We start from the raw sequence: 16,865 nt of genomic DNA on the forward strand, positions 1-16,865 counted from the left end.
GCGCACCAGGGCCAGGTGATCCTCCGATTGACCTTCGGAACCAGCCAGCTGGGCGAAGGGATGTGCATCCCCCCGCCCCCGGCCTGATGCGGACCAAGCTGACGTCTAGGATCATGCTGCCGCCGCGTCAAAATTTGACGAAGTTGCGCAGCCGACCCAAGAGCCCGGTCCGTGGCGCCGCCGATCGCATCGACGGTTCCGCGATGAGGCCACGAATGCCCTCGCTCTGGGGTGTCGAACACGGACCCTGGACATGGATCGGTTGGAGATTTCGCTCAACCCGATCCGTGTACCGCGGCCCCGCGTCGCCGACAGCCATTGGCATGACCGCCCGCTGCTCCGTGCGGAACCGAGGGAAGCCAGCCTGACCGTGCATGACCCAGACATCGTGCCAATCGATTCCCTTCGCATTGTCGGGGATCGATAATGACGGCATGAAAACCAGAGCCTTTCGACCCATGTCCCACGCGCTCGCCTTGAGCCGTTGCGCGGCCTCACGGCCACGGCCGCTGCGATCCAGGTCACCCCAGACCACAATCTGCTCCACACCTTCAGGCGGAATGAACCGCTCCATGAGGTCGGCACAGACGCACGGCCACACTGTCATGCCGGTCGCCAGATGCACTGCAAGGGCCGTTTCAAAGCCCTCGGCAACACCGAGTACGCCGGCTTGCGGTTCACCCATGCGGATGAAGCCACCACCGTCCACCATCATGCCGTCAAAACGCGGATGCTCGACGGGCATGACCAGAGAGCGGTCGTTCGGCAGCGGAAAGACCTTCTTCGGTTCCTCCACCGGAGCCTTCTCGCCGTTCTCGGTGAGATAGGTTCGGTGAATGGTGGCGGGCCGCCCAAGGGCGTCCGACACGCCCATCAGCAAAGCTGGGAACTGACCGACCACGACACCGTCATCGTCGACGTAATCGAGCGACGGATGGAAGCGGAAGTTCTTCAGACCTGCGATGGGTTCGATGGAAAGCTTGCGCCGCATTAGGTAGCGCATCAGTGGCGCCGCCAATGGATCGGTCACCGGAACAGCCTCCGCCCACGCCCGCCGCAACAGGTTGCGGATGAAGGTGTCGTTCGGGGGCTTGGCCTCGACCTTCGGCCGGACACGAGGCGGCGGAGCGTCCTTCCGGACACGACCGCTGCCCACGTCAAGACCGACGACCTTCGCGACCTCCTCCAGCGTCTGCGGGAATGTCCAGCCTTCGATCGCCATCAGCAACCGGAAGCCGTCCGCAAACTTGCCGCAGGTGTTGCATACGCCACCGCCCGAGGTTTCAGCGTCCTTGAAGAACCGGAAACCGTCACCCCTGCCATTGCTCTTGCTGGTGCCGTGGATCGGGCAGACGGACCGCCCTCTTCCCGGCGCCTTCTGAAAGATCCGGCCGTCAAGCCTATTGCCGATCAGTCGCTCGTGAATATCCATCCAGCCATGCTTTTGCGCAGCGTTCCGGACGTCATCAGCTTTCAGCGTGTTCACGATTGTTCTCCTACGACACTCGGCAAAGACGCACCTATCCCCTGGCGGGGAGCAGAGCGTCCCCGCCGGGGTTTCTTTCAGTTGTGGGACGCGATCAGGCCGAGCCTGGTCGCCTGTTCACGGAACATAGCCCGGAGTTCATCCGGGTCCGCACCCAGCGCCTTCGCGCAAATGCGAAAGCCAAAGGCGTTCTCGCCGTCGCTGTCGATCCACTCCCAGGCTTCGGCCCGAGTGCGTTGACAACTACGACCATCCACTGCCGCGGCCATTGTTTCGAGCAGGATCGTCTCGCAAAGCGCGACGAGGTCCTGATCGGTCCAGGCGGTGTCGAGCAGCCAGTCGGCCGGCGCCACAGGTGGCGCACGCTCGTTGGTCAGCATGAGGTCTCTCCTTGCGGTGATCGGGAGAGACCTGTTCCCCTCCGGGGTCAGTCTCCCCGGGTGGGTTGGATCTTATCAGGCACGCCTACTGCAGACGCGGGTAGGACGTGCTGTTCAGGAAAGCTGCCCAGGCATCTGGCCACCTTTCGAAGGTTCCGGGTGCCCGCTGTTCAGCCTCATCGACAAAGCGAACGAAAGCGCGGCGGATCGTGTCGATCCGTTCGTACTGCGTTTGGCTGGTAAGATGGGCGAGCGTGCCGCTCGCCAGCCAGCGGACTTGCGTTGTGACAGGTTCCACGTATGTCCTCCTCGCATTGAGAGGGAGGCATCTCCCGGCGGGGAGATGTACTCCCCATGGGATCGGTGTATCGCTGTCAGGCGGCAGCGGCGATCCGGGAAGACCGAAGCCGAGCTTCCGACGCCGACAGGATCGTATTGACGTCCCCTTCGCGGAGGGTAGCGAGCGCACTCGCCGGATCCTTCACGGACGTTTCGCGAAGGGTTCTAAGAATGGTCAGCAGGCTCTGGGCCGTCTGGATCGCACCATCGTGGCCCATGACGCGGACACACAGATGAAAGCACTCTACGTTGCGCAGGCCAGTTTCCGGGTAGTCGTCCACGTCAAAATACGTGACAACCCGGCTGGAAACGACGCTTCCCTTATCGAAGCGACGGATCAACGAAATGCGCGGAGCATCGCTGCTCAGCACTTCGCTTAGGGACAGACGATTCTCCTGGTCATCCAGGATCTCATAGAACCACTTGCTCATGGGAGTCTCCAAAACTGGTTTCGGTAGGAAAGCCAGGGGGAGAAATCCCGTGTCCCGGGAAGGTTCCCCGGGAGGGTGGTCGTGGCGACTACTGGCCCCTGGCGGCTTACAGCTTGGAAGGCACGGTGAACATGCCTTTGACAGAGGGCGGCGCGGCTGGCGTCATGAGGACGATGGCCGGAGTGCAACCCGCAAGCGTCGCCGCAGCGGCGACCAGTAGGATCAAATTGCGCATGAGAACCTCTCTGCCGAAGGCGGAGGAAGCAGACGTCCCCCGGTGGGAGGCTGTGCTCCCTGCGGGGAATCTGCCGAGGCCGTCAGGCCCGGCGCGAGTGCCGACCAGCAAGGGGCGGCTTGAGTGCTGCTTATTTATCGAGCCCAACTAGCTCGCCAGCGGCGCTGGATCTCACGCAACCGCATCAAGCAGGAAGCGATAAGCGAACTCATAATAGCCAGGGTTAAGGCCAAGCGATAGAGGTAAAAGACGATCTTCTCATTCGTCGTTTAACGCTGCGGCACGTGCCCTCGACGCAATCCCCGGCGCGGAATCAAAAAGGGGGGATGCCGTAGAGCATCCCCCCTTCCCGCTTACCCAAGGACTGGCTACGCCAAGCAGGGCTGACCCTGCTGGACAAGCAGCTCCTCTACCACCGCCGCCGATAATGCGGCACGGGCGGTCGCGTCACACCACCCCTGGATCGCTGCCCGAACGTCAACGTCCCCTTGGTGGCCCTTCACGAACTCGGTCCGGAGCCTGATGCCGCGGTTGCGGACCACCTCCATGACCTCGCCGTGAATTTCCTGATCGGCAGTGCGGTCCTCGCGGACCCGTTGCGAACCGCCAAGCACACCGAGAGCGTGTTGGTTGTCCGACTGCACCGTTACGATGTCGCCGCGACAGAGCCTCAGGTTATGGACGGCGGCGATGACGCCGTTGCCCAGAGCCGTCAGCTCAGCCTCGCAGGAATCGCCGGCGGGTCCGTGGCCGCTGTAGCGGAAGACCCTCCGTCCCGATCGTACCCACACCGCCCAGCCTGCTCGCAGCCGCTTCCCACAGAAGCTGGCGTCGGCAAAGACGGTTACTCGTGTTGCTCGCCTCTCCATAATGCACCTCTTGGCGCAGGGAGACGCCCTCCCCTTGCGGGGAGAGGGCTCCCCGCGAGGGTTCGGGTTGATCGAAGGCCGGCGCCGAAGCGCCGGTCTATGGTCAGTGGCCGCTGACCGCGTTTGCAGAGCCCCAACGAAGCGCGAACTCCGTCGGGGATACTCCTTGGTCAAGCGCATCAGATAAGGCGTCCGGGTCCACCTGGGCATCGAACGTGTCGACCCGCCAGTGCCTGAGCATCGCCCCATCCACGGCTTCCACGTACTCCTGGAAGCCCATCTTCGAAACGTCGGTCTCGCGCTGTGTCCACACCTCGTCCACCGGACCGGTCAGGTCCACCGGGGCCAGATGGCCATAGGCGGGCGTCGCGAGTTGCTCGGCCGGAACTACGTCCTGGGTCGATATCTTCATGGCTTCCATCCTCCTGGGATCGAAGAGGGAGGCCGCCCCTGAGGGGATCGGCTCCCCTCGGGGTCAGGTCGTCAGGCTGCGGCTCGGGTGTGTCCCGTGCTTAGGCCCGCTTGGCGTTGCTCTCACCGCGCTCGCGTTCGGCGAGGTGGGCGGTGAGTGCGCGCTGCGCGTGGTGCTCTGCCAGCGTGCTGGCGCGGAACCGCTTGGTGATGTCGCCTCCGGGGTCGTGGACATGCTTGGCGGTCAGGGAAACGCCCCTTCCGATCAGCATGGCCTTCACGCCCGCCAGTGTGGCGGCTTCATCTTTGCGGTTGTCGCGCAGGGTCTTGTGTCCAGACAGGACATCGACCGCGTGCTCGCTTGCGGACTGCGCCACGATCATGTCACCGCGCTTCAGGTCGAACTCGTCCACCGTCAGGTGGATGCCCAGGGCCAGGGCCTCGACCGAAGCGTGGTCACGCGTGTGGATGTGCTTGTCCCAGACGCCCCGCTTCTGGAGCGTCTTGGTATTGTCCCGCGCGTAGACCGACCAGGCACCGAGTTGGTGGGTGGCGTCGAACGCCGCCTCTCCAAACACCGTAACCAGTCGGCCCCGTTTTGCACGCCGATCCAAATGGGGTTCGGTCGGCGGCTGCGGGACCACATCCTTGTTCCGCCGCTGGAACAGCCTGCGGAAGACCTCCTCCATGGCCCTCGTCGGGTCTTTGTGGTCGCGGAACTCCTTGAAGAAGAGCCGCAAGACCGTGACGCAGACGAAGGCCACAGCGGAGATCAACATCTTCTCGATGATCTCCATGATGCACCTCTCGTTCTTTGAAGAGAGGGGGAGATCGCCCCCGTTGGGGAGCGTTGCTCCCCCTCGGGGTTGCTGGTCAAAGGGCGAGGCTGCTATGCAGCAGCCGCCGTGAGAGCCTTGCGCGTGATCTCGAACAGCGCACTTCTCAGCTCGGTGAGGTCCTGGATGACGACCGCGGTCGGGAATAGTTGCCGAACACGGTCGATCTGGATGCCGATGCCGATCACCTCGATGCCCGAGGCCTGGCAACGCCGAACCATGTCGATGACTTGGTCTGAGTTGTTGGGCTCGCCGTCGGTCACGATGAGGAGCAGCTTACGCTCCTCCTTGGTCGTGTTGACCAGCTGCGCGGCGGCATACCACATGGCTTCCCCCAGAGGGGTGCCGCCGGCCGGGGCCACCGCGAAGTTGCCGACCACCTGACGCACCTTCTGTCCATGCTTCAGAAGAGGCAGAACGCCAATGGCGCGCTGGTGATCTTGATCATAGTCGCTCCGGCTTGCCGGAAAGGCTGTGATCGCCGAGTTGACGCCCGGGATGGCTTCGAGAGCCGTCGCGAGGGCAACCGCGCTGTCGATCGCCACGTCCAGCCGGTTCCGACTGGCCCCTCCGTTGACATGGGCGGCTTGCGCCGCCATGGAACCGGAGCGGTCCACGAGGATGTGGATCGCGGCGTTGGGGGCACGGGTGTCCGTGCGCTGCGTGAAGACCCGCGTGTCACCCGTCAAGATCCGGGTGATCTTTCGGCCGTTCACCGCACGGCCGCGCCGGCGGGTGATCTCGTCCTCCCGTTGGCTGGCTTGCACCAGACCCAGCAGTTGGGCACGTACCCGACCGCTCGTGCCACGGACGCGAGAAACGATCCCCTGTCCGATGAGCGGGTTGGCCTGCACCTCCTGCGGCTGAGCCATGGCCGGAACCCGACTCTGCACAGGTGCTTTGGCGGCGCTGTTGGACAGGTCCTTGGCCGCCTTTTGGAAGAGGTCTTTCGACCCCACATCGTCGGTCGAGGCCGACAGAGCCTTCGCAATCGCGTCGGCGCCGTTGGGATCGTAATCTCCACCCTGATCGGAGCCAGAGCCGCCCGCATCGCCGGCATCACTGCCGGCCGAATTGGGTCCTGAGCTATCGCCACCATCGTCGCCTTCTCCGTCACCGGATTGGTCGTCGTCGGCGCTGTCATCGGTGTCCGAGCCGGACCCCGAGCTATCGCCACCATCGTCGCCCTCTCCGTCACCGGATTGGTCGCCGTCGGCGCTGTCAGAAGCGGCTCCAGGCTTCGCACTGTCGCCCTGCCCTTCATCATCGCCGCCACCGTCGCCGTCGGCATCGCTGCCGGCGTCGTCAGTTGCGTCATCATCCTCGGACGTGCCGTCCTTGGACGTGCCAGAACCGCCTGTGGCATCGTCGGCATCGCTACCGTCGTCATCGCCTTGGGCGTCCTGCTCGTTGTCAGACCCGGACCCGCCCTGCTGTTGCGGGACGCTCTGGTTCTGCTGGTCCTGCTGCTGTTGTTGCGGCGGCTGCGGAGGGGGTTGGCGAGCCTTATCCTCCTCTTGCTTGAGCATGGTGAGGATGAGGTCTACGAGATCGAGGGCATCCGCAGTGCTCTCGAGGTTTTTCACCTCAGAAAGCAACGCGTGAAGCCTGACCATGGCACCGGCCGGGAAGGTCTGTGCCGCTACGGCCTCGCTTTCGTCCGCGAAAGACTCCAAGGCCTTCTGGCCAAGAACATCACATCGCAGGCGTAGCAGGCAGTAGCCGGACAGGATATCAGCCGGATGCGCCTTCTCGTTGACGGCCCTCATTTCGCCGCGGCGGATCAGATAGTCGATCACCTTGGCGATAGTCCTGCGGGTCCCAGGATAGTCGACGGCGAGCGCCGCCTCGATCCGGACATCCTCAATGATATTCAGCAGCTCCCGACGGAGCGGCTGGTAGTACGCGCGATGAACGACATTCCAATCCGTGAACTGGATGTGCCCACCGGCTTCATGCGCGATGACGCCGTAGGCGAGATCGCACAGGTCCGGCTCGTCGGGGTCGAATGCCGGCACGTAGACGCGATTCCCGTCGGTCATCATCTCGTTGCCAGAGACGATGACCTGTACCCCGAATTTCTTGCCCAGCGCCGCTGCCACAATGGGCAGCGAGTCATAGAGCGTGCGAGCTTTACGAGACGTCTTGGCCGGCTTGGCAGCCAGCCCTGTCCCTTGCATGGTCTGATTGACCGTCATTCTCGTGCCTTTCGCCTGGGGGGCGAAGGAGCCCCCCTCGACGGGGGAGAAGTACTCCCCCGCCTTGGGTTGCTTAGAAGAAGAAGGATTCGACAACCTCGACCGGTGCGGCCGTCGGCGGGATCATGTCAGGGAGCTTCCCGTCGTCTTCCGCCTCGTCCAGGTCGTCGGTGTCGTCCACCTCGGTTTCGACCGCCGCCTCAACAGCAGCCGGCTCCGCGTTGGGCGCGATCTCCGGTTCCTCCGGAGTTGCACTAGCCGGCGACGCAGCTTCCGCCCCCAGAGATGCCGGCTCGGCACCCGGGCGGGCATCCTGCTCTACCGGCTTCTGGTCGGCTTCCTGCGCGAGTTCAACCGTCTCCGTGACTGCCTCAACCGGTGCGGTCGGGACAGCCTCAGCGGCGACGGGTGTAACCTGACCCGCATCCTCTGCCTGTGCTGGCGTCGCAGTGTCGGAGTTGGACTCCTCGACCACTACGCCATCCGTGGCAGGAGAGGCGGCGTCATCACCATCACCGAACAAGCCGTCGAAGATGGAGAGGTCTGACGGCCCTTCAGCCATCGTTGCCTCGACCTGCGCAGGCGTGACGTGGACGACAGCCTCTGGCTCGTCCGCATCTTCCTCTTCCGGGAAGGCAGCATCAGGATCGACGATGTCCCCATCCTCGACAGATGCAAAGAGGTCGCCGAAGCCACCCGTCGCCGGGCGGCTCGCCGCGTAGGACCGGATCTTGTCGGGGTCCGACAGGATCAGGATCTTCGCGACGACCTCGTGGTAGACACCGTTCTCGATGTTGCCTTTCTCCGGAAAGCTGGCGATCAACTCGTCAATGCCAGCCACCATTGGAGCCACAGCGCCATCCAGGAAAGAAAGTCCGTCGAGCTTATCGCGCATCCGCTTGAGCGGCCCTGCGATACGCCGTGACAGGCTCTTCTCCGTCCGGGAAGCCACCGACTTCTCGTAGAGTTCATTGGCCTCCTGTGCGACCTCAGCCAAAAGCTGATTGCCCATGCGCGCAACCTCGCGGTCCAGCGAGCCGCTCTTGTCGGCCGGCGAGATCCGGAAGGTGCTGTAATCGGCCCAAAGTCGATGACTGACCGCCGAGGCGGGCTCAATGGCCCGGCGCAGCGCGTCCTCGAAGTTGGGGTGTTTGGCGATCCACTCTTCCACCTCCTTATCGTATTCGGCCAGGAAGGTGCTCTTCTCGCCGAGAAACTCCCGAACGATCTTGTCCAGAGCTTCGGTGACCGCTTCGGTCTTCTCGCGTGGGATCGCGTAGCCGCTTAGGAAGCGGATGCCAACGCTCTCCAAGAGGCGTTCCATCTGCTTCTTCAGCTTGTGGAAGACGTTGAGCCGATCAGGGTCCATGACTTTCTTGGAGCCCAGACTGGCAACGTCTTCAGAAGGCAGTTCACCACCCACGCCGAGGTTCAAATCTTCGGCCCGGAGCTTCTTGCGTCCGGTCCAGATCGTCACGCCCAGCGAGAGAATGTCAACCTTATCAAGGGTCTTCATGATGCAGCCTCGTTGTGAAACGAGGCGCGAACCCACTCCTCCCCTGGGGGCGAAGTGAACCGCGCCCCATTGGGGAAGGATGTTCTGGGTGGCAGAGCGGGCTGTAAGCCCGCTCAGAACCAATAGTCGGCTTGGCCGGTGTCGATTTGTGAGAGCTTGATCCGTTTCGGGATCAGCCCGGCATCTTCGGCAGCCGGCGTGATGAGGTCGACAGAGGATTCGAAGGTGGCGAGCAGAGCCGCCTCCTTGCGCAGGTCCTTGTCGATGGTGCCACCGTCCGCCTTGACCACGTTGACCGTCACGTCCGCAGACGCGACCATACGCATGGTCAGGAGAAACAGGAGGGCGCCGACGCCGTTGGCCCGCCGCAGCGACCCCGCGTGCCGCACCCTCCCGATGCCGGTGTGGCCGTCGAATGCCGGCGTCCAGCCCTCAATCACCGGAACCCCGGTCGGGATACCCTCACGGGTGCTCCACCGGCATTCATAGTGATCGGAGAGCCTGCCCACGGCCACCTCCATCACCTCAAAAAGCCGCTGCCAGGAGACAGCGGTGATTTCGAAGAAGATGTCGGCGTCCTTCATGGTGGCCGGTCTCGACGTAACCTCCTCAGCCGCGGGGATTTCCGCAGCCGGGTTGCTTTGCAGATCGGTGGCCTTACCGTCGGCGCCGAAGGTGCAAGTGCCCAGGATCTCATAACCCTGTTCAGTCTGCTCCCACAGTCGCCGACGACCCTCCGCCGCCGCGCCGCTGGATTTCCAGGACGACTTGGCGATGGGCTTTTTCTGCATGGCCTGTCCGGTCTTGCCGAAGCGCACGAACAAGTCTCCGCCGATCACGGCAACAGCCCAATCCTTGGAGGTGCCGTCGGAGCGGTTATACCGCGCCAACAGCCAGCGCTCGCCCGCCATCAATTAGCCTCCCAGAGATCGCCGAAGACATCGGCTGCGATCTGGTGGATCGCCTGCCGCTGCTCAGGTTCCGCCCGGTTGCTGAAGGCTCGCTCGAGAGCAAAGCCGACCGCGTTGGGAGCCCCCTTGAAGGCGACCGTCAGCCGTGCCCACCGCACGAGAGAGCGGGTGGACATGGTGAGGGAAAGCTCGGAGCCACCGTCCTCGCCGCCCAGGAACAGGCGACGGATGTCGTTAGCGACCTTGATCATGTTTTCCCGGATAGCCTGCGGCACCTTCGGCGCCACGCGCTCCAAGATTGATTCCTCGATGTCCGGCTCCAGATAGCCCACGCTGATGAAGCGGAAGCGATCCAGAAAGGCGGGATCGAGAACCTGGATGCTGGTGGCGTAAAGGCCCGAAGCATCACCCGACCCCATGCTGTTCGCCGTGACGAACAGCCGGAACTTCGGGTGGGCATGGATCACCTCGTTGGTCTCGGGGATCACCAGTGGCGATCCTTCCAAGATATCGTTGAGACCGACCAGCTCGCCGGCATCGCCGCGGTCAGCCTCGTTGATGACGAGAGCGTAGCCGTGGGTCATGCAGACGGGCAGCGGCCCGTGAACAAATTTCGTCTGCCCGCCGACGATGGCCTGATGACCAACGAGATCGGCGAACTCGCGACGCTTATGCCAGGAAAAGCACATGGTCGGCCAGTTCAGGCGCGAGAGCGTCTGGGTGACGATGGACGTCTTGCCAGCTCCGTACGGGCCACCGATCCACATGGCATCTCCCATAGGATCGGCAGCAAAGGCAAGGATGTCCCGCAGCTTGATGCGATCGAAAACGTAGAGATCGTCCCGCTTCGGGATGAGAGGGTTCGTATCGTCGGCAAAGCCCTCGACCGTAAACTGCGGCGGGGCCTTCGGCTGATCGAACGTGTCGCGAACGCTGAAGTTCTTAAACATGATGCACCTTTTCTTGGGGAAGTCGGGGCGCACCATGCCCCGGAGGGGAGCATGTCTGCGCCCCAGGTGGGGATGAACTTGTGTTGCGAACTACGCAGCCGCGGCTACGACCGGGCCCACGCTTTGGGTGCCTGTTGGCTTCGCCTTCTTGACACTCACCTTGACGCTCTCTGAGGAGGCGCTACGGAATTTGTCCAAATCGGCGTCGCTGACGGCAACCTTGTGATGCTCCAGGAGGGCCGTATAATCGACCCGCCCCTTGGAGATGTAACGGGTGATAAGGATGCCCGATGCTTCAGCTTGGGCGAACTGCCCCATCTGCTTGATCAGCCGCTCCTTAGCGTTGTCCTGCTTCAGGGTCAGTGTCGCGATCTCAGCCTTGAGGGCGTCGATCTTCGCAGCAGCATCTCGGTACTCCATCGCTGCAACTTCCCACTCCTGCTTTTCCTCATCGGACGCTGGGGAGTAGGTGTCGCGGGAAGGATCCTTCTTCGGCTCCTTGCCGGCGTTCACCGCCCCCATGAAGGCCTCTGCCCTCTGAAGCATGTCGGCGATGAATGCCTCGTCCCGGTCGACACGAAATTCGACGGCTTCGTCAACGACGAGGCTGCCATCTTCCTTCTCGATCACGCGACCAAACACCAGATAGCCGTGGTCCGTGCCGGACACGAAAATCTGAGCCTGCACTTGGCAGGAATAGAGGCGAAAAGCAGTCGCGTCCTCGCGGAGCGCCACCACCTCATCGAACACCGAGTCCGACGGGGCCTTGAGTTCGACGGGGATTCCGTCATCGGTCAGGCCGTCGAAGCTGGCGCGGATGATCGGATGGTCCGCTTCGGCGCAGGCGGGAAAAAGCATGGTGTCATGCTTCGCCTCGAACCACGCGCGAACAGCGGGCTCGCACCGCTTGCCATGAGCGACGAACATGTTGCCGCTCAAATCCTCCGGAGGAACCTTGCCTGCCTTCTCCGCCCACAGGCGCCAAGGCGTCTTGTAGGGGCTAATGCCGAGGACCACGGCAATGTCGGAAGCCGACACGCCTTGATCGCGCCATGCCAGCCATTCGGCCGAGCCCTGGCGAAGGTTGACGATCTTCATGATGCACCTCTGCAAGGGCGGAGGCGCACGTCTCCCCGGTCGGGGGCGTCGTGCGCCCCAGCGGGGATTTTCGTCGTGAATTACGCTAGCCGGTCTGGCCCCATGTCCCGGTTCCGGAACGGGGGCGAATAGCGAGCTAAGTGCTCGTCCGGCAGCGAACGGATCGCGGTCACGCCGGCCGATCGCAACGCCGCGGTAGCCATCGCGGTGATATCCTCGAAGGTGAAGACTTGCGTCGTGGCCTTCCAGCCCAACGCCCTGCCCTTCACTGCCTCCGGCTTTCTGATCTTGCTGAGCATGCTGCTCTCCTCCGGGGCAAGCCCCGGCCAGGGTGTCATCTTTCCCGCGCTGGGCGCTTGCGCACCCCGGAACAGGAATGGACGTGGACAGCGCCTACACGGCCTCTTTCATGGCGGCGGCAGTCGCGACCGCTTCCGCCTGGGCCAGATCGACTTCGGCCTGAGCGTACTCGAAGTCGAGGTCGCTCAGCTTTCCGTCGTTGCGGAGCTTCGACAGGTAGTCCTTCGCTCCTGTCCAGGCGCCGGCGGCACCGGCACGCTGGATCAGCTCCGTCGTGGAAGCTCGCACCTTGTCAGACACGGACTGGGAGCGCTCGGCCTGCCGTAGGACATACTTGGCATAAGCCAAGTCGTTGTCCTTCAGGCGCTCTGCGGCATACCCGATGGCCGTTTCCCAGGCACCATTGGGAAGCGCACGGCGCACCAGCTTTCCGATCAGCTCCTTCACCTCGACGCCGACCTGAAGCAGATCGGGCTTCGGTTCCGGAACCGGCTGACCGCCAAGGACCTCTCCCGTTTTCGGGTCGATGTCCATGACGGTCGCGGACTGCGGCACGCCACGCTTGGAGCGGCGTGGGATGTCAGCCTCGTCGGCCTCGATCACCTTGCCATCCATCTCCTCTGCACTGTAGCCGCCGCATTCCTCGGGGAAGGCGGCGCGTAGCGCATCGGCTTTGGCGCACTTGGCGAGTTGGCCCTTTGGCCGCTTCACCCACATGTCCGTGGGGAGGACGCCCCGAGCACCTTTCCGGGAGTAGGTCTCCATCCAGTAAACCTTCCCGGTGAAAGGGCACCGGACACCGCCAACAAGGCGGTACACGGTGACCGTGCACCATTCAGGGAACTTGAGGGTAACCGTCACAGTCTTTTTCGAGCCACGTGGACCGTCTTCATCGTTCACCTCCGCGGTGAACGTCTCCGTGATCTCCGGCCCGTAGATCGGGGCGTCGACACCGGCGAACTCGCCCGTTCGGGCAGCCGTGGTCTGCACCTCGTTGATGCCCGGCCAAACCGTCTCCACGTACTTCCGCAATGCGGAGCTCCACATGGGCACGATCGACACGGGGCGCTTCATGATGTCGAGCTTGCGGGCTTGGCAGTAGGCCACCGCGAGCAAGATGCCCTCAGCGGTCTTGGCGGACGGGAAGGTGGATTCCACCAGTACCCGCCAAGTCTGCTCATTGACCCCGTAGCTCTTTGCTTCCACCGGATACGCGATCCGCGGTTGCAGCGAAATGACTTCGCCCATCTTTCTGTCCCTCTCAGATGAATGAGAAGGCGCCACTTCCCCCTGAGGGGCGAGCGGCGCCCCCTATTGGGTTGTGACGGTCAGTTCAGGTCAGCGCGAGACGTCGTTGTCCTAATTGGACGAAGACGGAGCCTCGGCGGCCGGCTTTGGCCGGAACGGCTCGCACGGATCGGGTTCCCCCGGCTTGCGAGCCACGTAGCCGACGCCCATCGCTTCGGCATCGCATTTGGTCCTGAGCAGCAGGTTTTCCTGTGCCTTCCGGAGTGTGTCCGCCTCCCCCAGCGCAAACAGGAAGCCTGCGACAAGGTAGATCGCGTAGAGCGCGATCATGGCGAGCACGAAAGCCTTCAGGACGGGTTTGAAGATCTCGGTCATGGTTTTGCGCCTCCTAGCGCAATGCTGCAGAGGCACACTCCACGCCCCACGTTGGGACGAGCAAGTGCGCCCCAGTGGGAAGGAGTAGAGCGGATCAGCGGTTGTCGCTGAGCCGCGCAGTCATCGTCATCTGCTCCTGTTCGGCGGTCTTAATGATCGCGTACAGGCCTTGGTGGACAGTCACCCCAGCCATAGCGGCCACGATAACGCCGAAGACGATGTTCTGGAGAACCCGCATGTGCACCTCCACATCGGAGGGCACGGCATTCCCCTCAGGGACGCTAGGCCGCGCCCTTAACTTAGAACCGCGGGCAAAATTAGAACGGGATTTGGTCCCATCCATCATCCCCAGCGGCACTGCCTTGGCTGCGGTTTGCCGAGCTCTGGGATCGCGAACGATCCTGTCTGCCCTTCCGGTCGGAACCACCTGGACGACCGGCGGCACCTTGGCGATCAGAACCACCCTGGTGGTCGGGCTCGCCGGCGGCACGCGCGCCATTGACCGAGCCGTTGCTACGACTGTTGCCAGCGCTGTTGTCGGATTCCCGACCCTGACCCTGACCGCCGTGCAGGTCGAGCTCACTCACGCGAACGGTGAGGGCCTTGTCCTTGCTGCCGTCGCGCCGCTCGAATTCACGAAGCGTGACTTCGCCAGCAATGGACACTTCCCTGCCCTTCTTGAGGAGGGCGGCGAGTTTCTCAGCTCGCGTCCCCCACATTGAGCAATCGACCCATTGTGTCGTCTTGTTCTCTCCGTAGCCAATATCGTTGGCGACCGGAAAGCTGAGGACTTTTTCGCCGCCCTGCGTGGTGCGCAGTTCGGCGTCGCGGCCCAAACGACCATTGAAATGCCAGATGTTCATGATGCACCTCATCCTATTCAGGTTGCGATGCACGGAACTCCTCCCCTGCCCAGGGTGGAGACTTGTCCGTGCTGGTTGGGGAAGGTCAGGCTTCGAGATAAGGGCGGATCACCGCCGGTACCGCATGAACGGTCTCGGTGTGCAGCCCCGTGTTGATCGCATCCGAAGGCACGGCCAATCGGCGAAGAGCGGAGTGGGCAGTGCGCCATGGATAGCGACCCGCTCGGTAGCCGGCGTAAACGTCGGCCGCCAGGCTAAGTTTGAGCTCGGAGGACTGGACGCCCTCAAAAGCACAGAGATCAAGGGACATGATGCGCCCTCATTCCATGAGGATGAAGGAGGCGCGTCCCGACCCCACGCGGGGAGGGAGAAGCCTCCCTCTTGGTGGGAACACGCTCGGCGGCAAACCGGCGAGCTACATGCTGGTTGTTTTAGGACCCCAACTAGGTCCCCAGCTGAAGCCGGACACTTTGGCATCGCTGCATCAAGCAAGCGGCGCTAAGTGTAGCCAATGTAACGCTCCGACGCTGGGAGCGATAGGGCAGAAAGACGCCGATTTTGCGCGTCTTTCAAAGGCGCGAAAAAGCTCATTGGTTGATTAGGGTGTGGAGCACAGGTCCACCACTCCCCGGAGTATTCATCACCATGGAAAACGCCGACCAGCAGCCGGCACAGTCGGTTGCGTCGATCCAGTCCCATCCGGCCCGAAACTCGGAGGACACCTCGAACGGTAAGGCCCCGCGCCGTCCCGCCGGGGCCGGCCGGCAGCCCGGGAAGGGCCGCGTCTCCACCCGCGCACCGCGGACACACGCCGACTACTCCACGCCGGTCCTGCACAAGACGCTAGTGCTGAAGAGCCACCAGGCGCAGCAGGTGGAATCCCGAATCCTCGCGACCACGATGTCTTCGATGTACATCACCGAGGTCGTGCTGCGCATCATCGGCGATTCCAAGGAAGCCGAAGCGGTATCAGAGATCATCAACAGCAACCTGAAGGACGAGGAGGAAGCGCTCCGCGCCACCCTCGCCCAGCTTGAGCAGGTGCGCACGTCGAACATGATCGACGTCGTGCCGGAGTACTCGAAGCCGATCTCCAAGCCTCTCGAGGTCAGCTCGCCGCAGGCCATGCGCTTCCTCATGCTCCTGGAAGGCTACGACAAGCTCATCGGGGTGGTGGATAGCCTGTGGTTCGCCGGCGTGATGGATGGCAAGCAGAAGGCCACGGCAACTTGGGAGTGGCAGCGCCGCCTCGTCCGTCTCGGCAACAGCGTCATCGCCTTGGAGCGCCGCGCTCGCGCCGCCGCTGTTCGCAAGAACAAGGGCGAGGAGGTCAGCAAGGTTGTCGGCGACACGGAAACGGCCACGGTGTCTGACAACGACGCGGGGGAGAGCCGGCAGAAACGCGCCCCCAAGAGCACGGGCACGGCGCCGGCCCTACAGTCGGAGGACAACGCGGCATCTGGTCCCGCTCCGGTGGCGGCCGCCATGGCGGCAGTTGCGGCGACGGAACCAACGGGCGCCGGTGTGATCTCCGCCGCGAAGATCGCCGCAGCTCCCGCCGAGTGATTGCGTCGATCGCGACGCACCAGTCCGACGATCCGAAAAGAGGGAGCCACCGAGTTGGCTCCCTCTTTTCATGGGCGCTGCCCAGACATAGCGTTCGCTCATAATCAGGTTCAGCGTCTTGCGTGGACGTTAAGCGAGAACTCTCTGACAGCCTCGCTCCTGACGCGGTTGGGCCTTGCGCTGCTGGTCGGGCGCCAATATGGTTTGAATGCCCTCTCGCAGGGTAGTGTGTTGGGGAACACACTTTTTATGATGCACCTTGGGAGGGCGTGGTCTTCGGACCACGCCTTTCTCGATTCCAGGCGCGGCATCCCAGCAGACTAAACGCCGCAGCTGGATGAGCGGCGGCTCCAAGCGAACAAGGAACGTGCCGCCGCTCCCGCAGGTCCAGTCGCTAAGCAGCTGCCGTGCCCGCCGCGAGGGTAACGGGAAAGCGGACGTCTAAGCATCGGCCGCGCTGGAGGCAGGCGCGGAGCGTTTCCGTTCTCGGCGAGACAGCTCTTTTTCGACCGCATCCCGCACAAAGTCGGCCCGATCCTCACCTTCGGTGAGGACACGCTTAATCCGCTCGAAGGTCCCTTCGGCGAAACGGGCAACCATGTCCTCGATGTACTTTTTGGGGCGGGCCATGCCACGCCTTTTCGGGGATATCTCTGATTTCGTCAAGGCGATATCTCTTTCGTCCAGTTAATGAGATATCTTTCAAGTCGGTTAACAGATATCTCTTAAAGACGGATAACAGATATCTGTTATTTTGGCAAGAACGTTGGGCTGCCGAACCGCGGCAGGTAGTCACGAACAAATGGCACCGCCGATCTGAGGCTGTTGCTAACATCGCCGTCTGCGACGGCTT

The 16,865-nt window shown here is 63.0% G+C and carries 18 protein-coding genes; 1 reads left to right on the forward strand and 17 read right to left on the reverse strand.

The window, feature by feature from the left end:
• Positions 1 to 127: 127 nt before the first annotated feature.
• From TSO5_RS28465 to TSO5_RS32425, 16 genes are all read right to left on the reverse strand, one after another.
• Entirely contained in the window at positions 128 to 1,486 is a 1,359-nt protein-coding gene (locus tag TSO5_RS28465; protein WP_109154765.1) for a toprim domain-containing protein, read from the reverse strand.
• A 77-nt stretch (positions 1,487 to 1,563) separates the two neighbouring features.
• Positions 1,564 to 1,866 (reverse strand): hypothetical protein, encoded by a 303-nt coding sequence (locus tag TSO5_RS28470; RefSeq protein ID WP_109154766.1) that lies wholly within the window; start codon positions 1,864 to 1,866, stop codon positions 1,564 to 1,566.
• Between the two features lie 374 nt (positions 1,867 to 2,240).
• Positions 2,241 to 2,636, reverse strand: coding sequence for a hypothetical protein (locus tag TSO5_RS28475; RefSeq protein WP_109154767.1), 396 nt, complete (start codon positions 2,634 to 2,636; stop codon positions 2,241 to 2,243).
• A 1,207-nt stretch (positions 2,637 to 3,843) separates the two neighbouring features.
• The gene (locus tag TSO5_RS32830; protein ID WP_158282501.1) at positions 3,844 to 4,152 is read right to left on the reverse strand and encodes a hypothetical protein; all 309 of its coding nucleotides are present in this window, start codon (positions 4,150 to 4,152) and stop codon (positions 3,844 to 3,846) included.
• A gap of 100 nt (positions 4,153 to 4,252) precedes the next feature.
• Positions 4,253 to 4,948, reverse strand: coding sequence for a hypothetical protein (locus TSO5_RS28485; protein ID WP_109154769.1), 696 nt, complete (start codon positions 4,946 to 4,948; stop codon positions 4,253 to 4,255).
• A 92-nt stretch (positions 4,949 to 5,040) separates the two neighbouring features.
• Positions 5,041 to 7,185, reverse strand: coding sequence for a VWA domain-containing protein (locus TSO5_RS28490; RefSeq protein ID WP_109154770.1), 2,145 nt, complete (start codon positions 7,183 to 7,185; stop codon positions 5,041 to 5,043).
• 73 nt (positions 7,186 to 7,258) lie between these two features.
• On the reverse strand, positions 7,259 to 8,701 hold the full coding sequence (locus tag TSO5_RS28495; protein ID WP_109154771.1) for a DUF3150 domain-containing protein: 1,443 nt from the start codon (positions 8,699 to 8,701) through the stop codon (positions 7,259 to 7,261).
• A gap of 113 nt (positions 8,702 to 8,814) precedes the next feature.
• Positions 8,815 to 9,612 carry a hypothetical protein gene (locus TSO5_RS28500; RefSeq protein WP_109154772.1) on the reverse strand — a complete coding sequence of 266 codons (798 nt, stop codon included), beginning with the start codon at positions 9,610 to 9,612 and terminating at the stop codon, positions 8,815 to 8,817.
• A complete protein-coding gene (locus tag TSO5_RS28505) occupies positions 9,612 to 10,562 on the reverse strand; it encodes a CbbQ/NirQ/NorQ C-terminal domain-containing protein (RefSeq protein WP_109154773.1) in 951 nt (316 codons plus the stop codon). The genes TSO5_RS28500 and TSO5_RS28505 overlap by 1 nt, the downstream gene beginning before the upstream one ends.
• A gap of 90 nt (positions 10,563 to 10,652) precedes the next feature.
• Positions 10,653 to 11,660, reverse strand: coding sequence for a lambda-exonuclease family protein (locus tag TSO5_RS28510; protein ID WP_109154774.1), 1,008 nt, complete (start codon positions 11,658 to 11,660; stop codon positions 10,653 to 10,655).
• Positions 11,661 to 11,740: 80 nt separating this feature from the next.
• Positions 11,741 to 11,959: a hypothetical protein gene (locus TSO5_RS28515; protein WP_136705943.1), complete on the reverse strand. Its 219-nt coding sequence runs from the start codon at positions 11,957 to 11,959 to the stop codon at positions 11,741 to 11,743.
• Positions 11,960 to 12,053: 94 nt separating this feature from the next.
• Positions 12,054 to 13,208 carry a phage recombination protein Bet gene (bet, locus tag TSO5_RS28520; protein ID WP_109154776.1) on the reverse strand — a complete coding sequence of 385 codons (1,155 nt, stop codon included), beginning with the start codon at positions 13,206 to 13,208 and terminating at the stop codon, positions 12,054 to 12,056.
• A 111-nt stretch (positions 13,209 to 13,319) separates the two neighbouring features.
• Positions 13,320 to 13,583 carry a hypothetical protein gene (locus TSO5_RS28525; protein WP_109154777.1) on the reverse strand — a complete coding sequence of 88 codons (264 nt, stop codon included), beginning with the start codon at positions 13,581 to 13,583 and terminating at the stop codon, positions 13,320 to 13,322.
• A gap of 94 nt (positions 13,584 to 13,677) precedes the next feature.
• The gene (locus TSO5_RS32835; protein WP_158282502.1) at positions 13,678 to 13,821 is read right to left on the reverse strand and encodes a hypothetical protein; all 144 of its coding nucleotides are present in this window, start codon (positions 13,819 to 13,821) and stop codon (positions 13,678 to 13,680) included.
• A gap of 79 nt (positions 13,822 to 13,900) precedes the next feature.
• Positions 13,901 to 14,446, reverse strand: coding sequence for a single-stranded DNA-binding protein (locus TSO5_RS28530; RefSeq protein WP_109154790.1), 546 nt, complete (start codon positions 14,444 to 14,446; stop codon positions 13,901 to 13,903).
• Between the two features lie 85 nt (positions 14,447 to 14,531).
• Positions 14,532 to 14,756, reverse strand: coding sequence for a hypothetical protein (locus TSO5_RS32425; RefSeq protein WP_136705942.1), 225 nt, complete (start codon positions 14,754 to 14,756; stop codon positions 14,532 to 14,534).
• 335 nt (positions 14,757 to 15,091) lie between these two features.
• On the opposite strand from TSO5_RS32425, the gene TSO5_RS28535 reads away from it, so the two are divergent.
• Positions 15,092 to 16,012, forward strand: coding sequence for a DUF1845 domain-containing protein (locus TSO5_RS28535; RefSeq protein WP_109154778.1), 921 nt, complete (start codon positions 15,092 to 15,094; stop codon positions 16,010 to 16,012).
• 441 nt (positions 16,013 to 16,453) lie between these two features.
• Here TSO5_RS28535 and TSO5_RS28540 read toward each other — a convergent pair whose 3' ends face one another.
• On the reverse strand, positions 16,454 to 16,642 hold the full coding sequence (locus TSO5_RS28540; RefSeq protein WP_109154779.1) for a hypothetical protein: 189 nt from the start codon (positions 16,640 to 16,642) through the stop codon (positions 16,454 to 16,456).
• Positions 16,643 to 16,865 lie beyond the last annotated feature (223 nt).

It is taken from the genome of Azospirillum sp. TSO5, from assembly GCF_003116065.1.
Classification (GTDB): domain Bacteria; phylum Pseudomonadota; class Alphaproteobacteria; order Azospirillales; family Azospirillaceae; genus Azospirillum.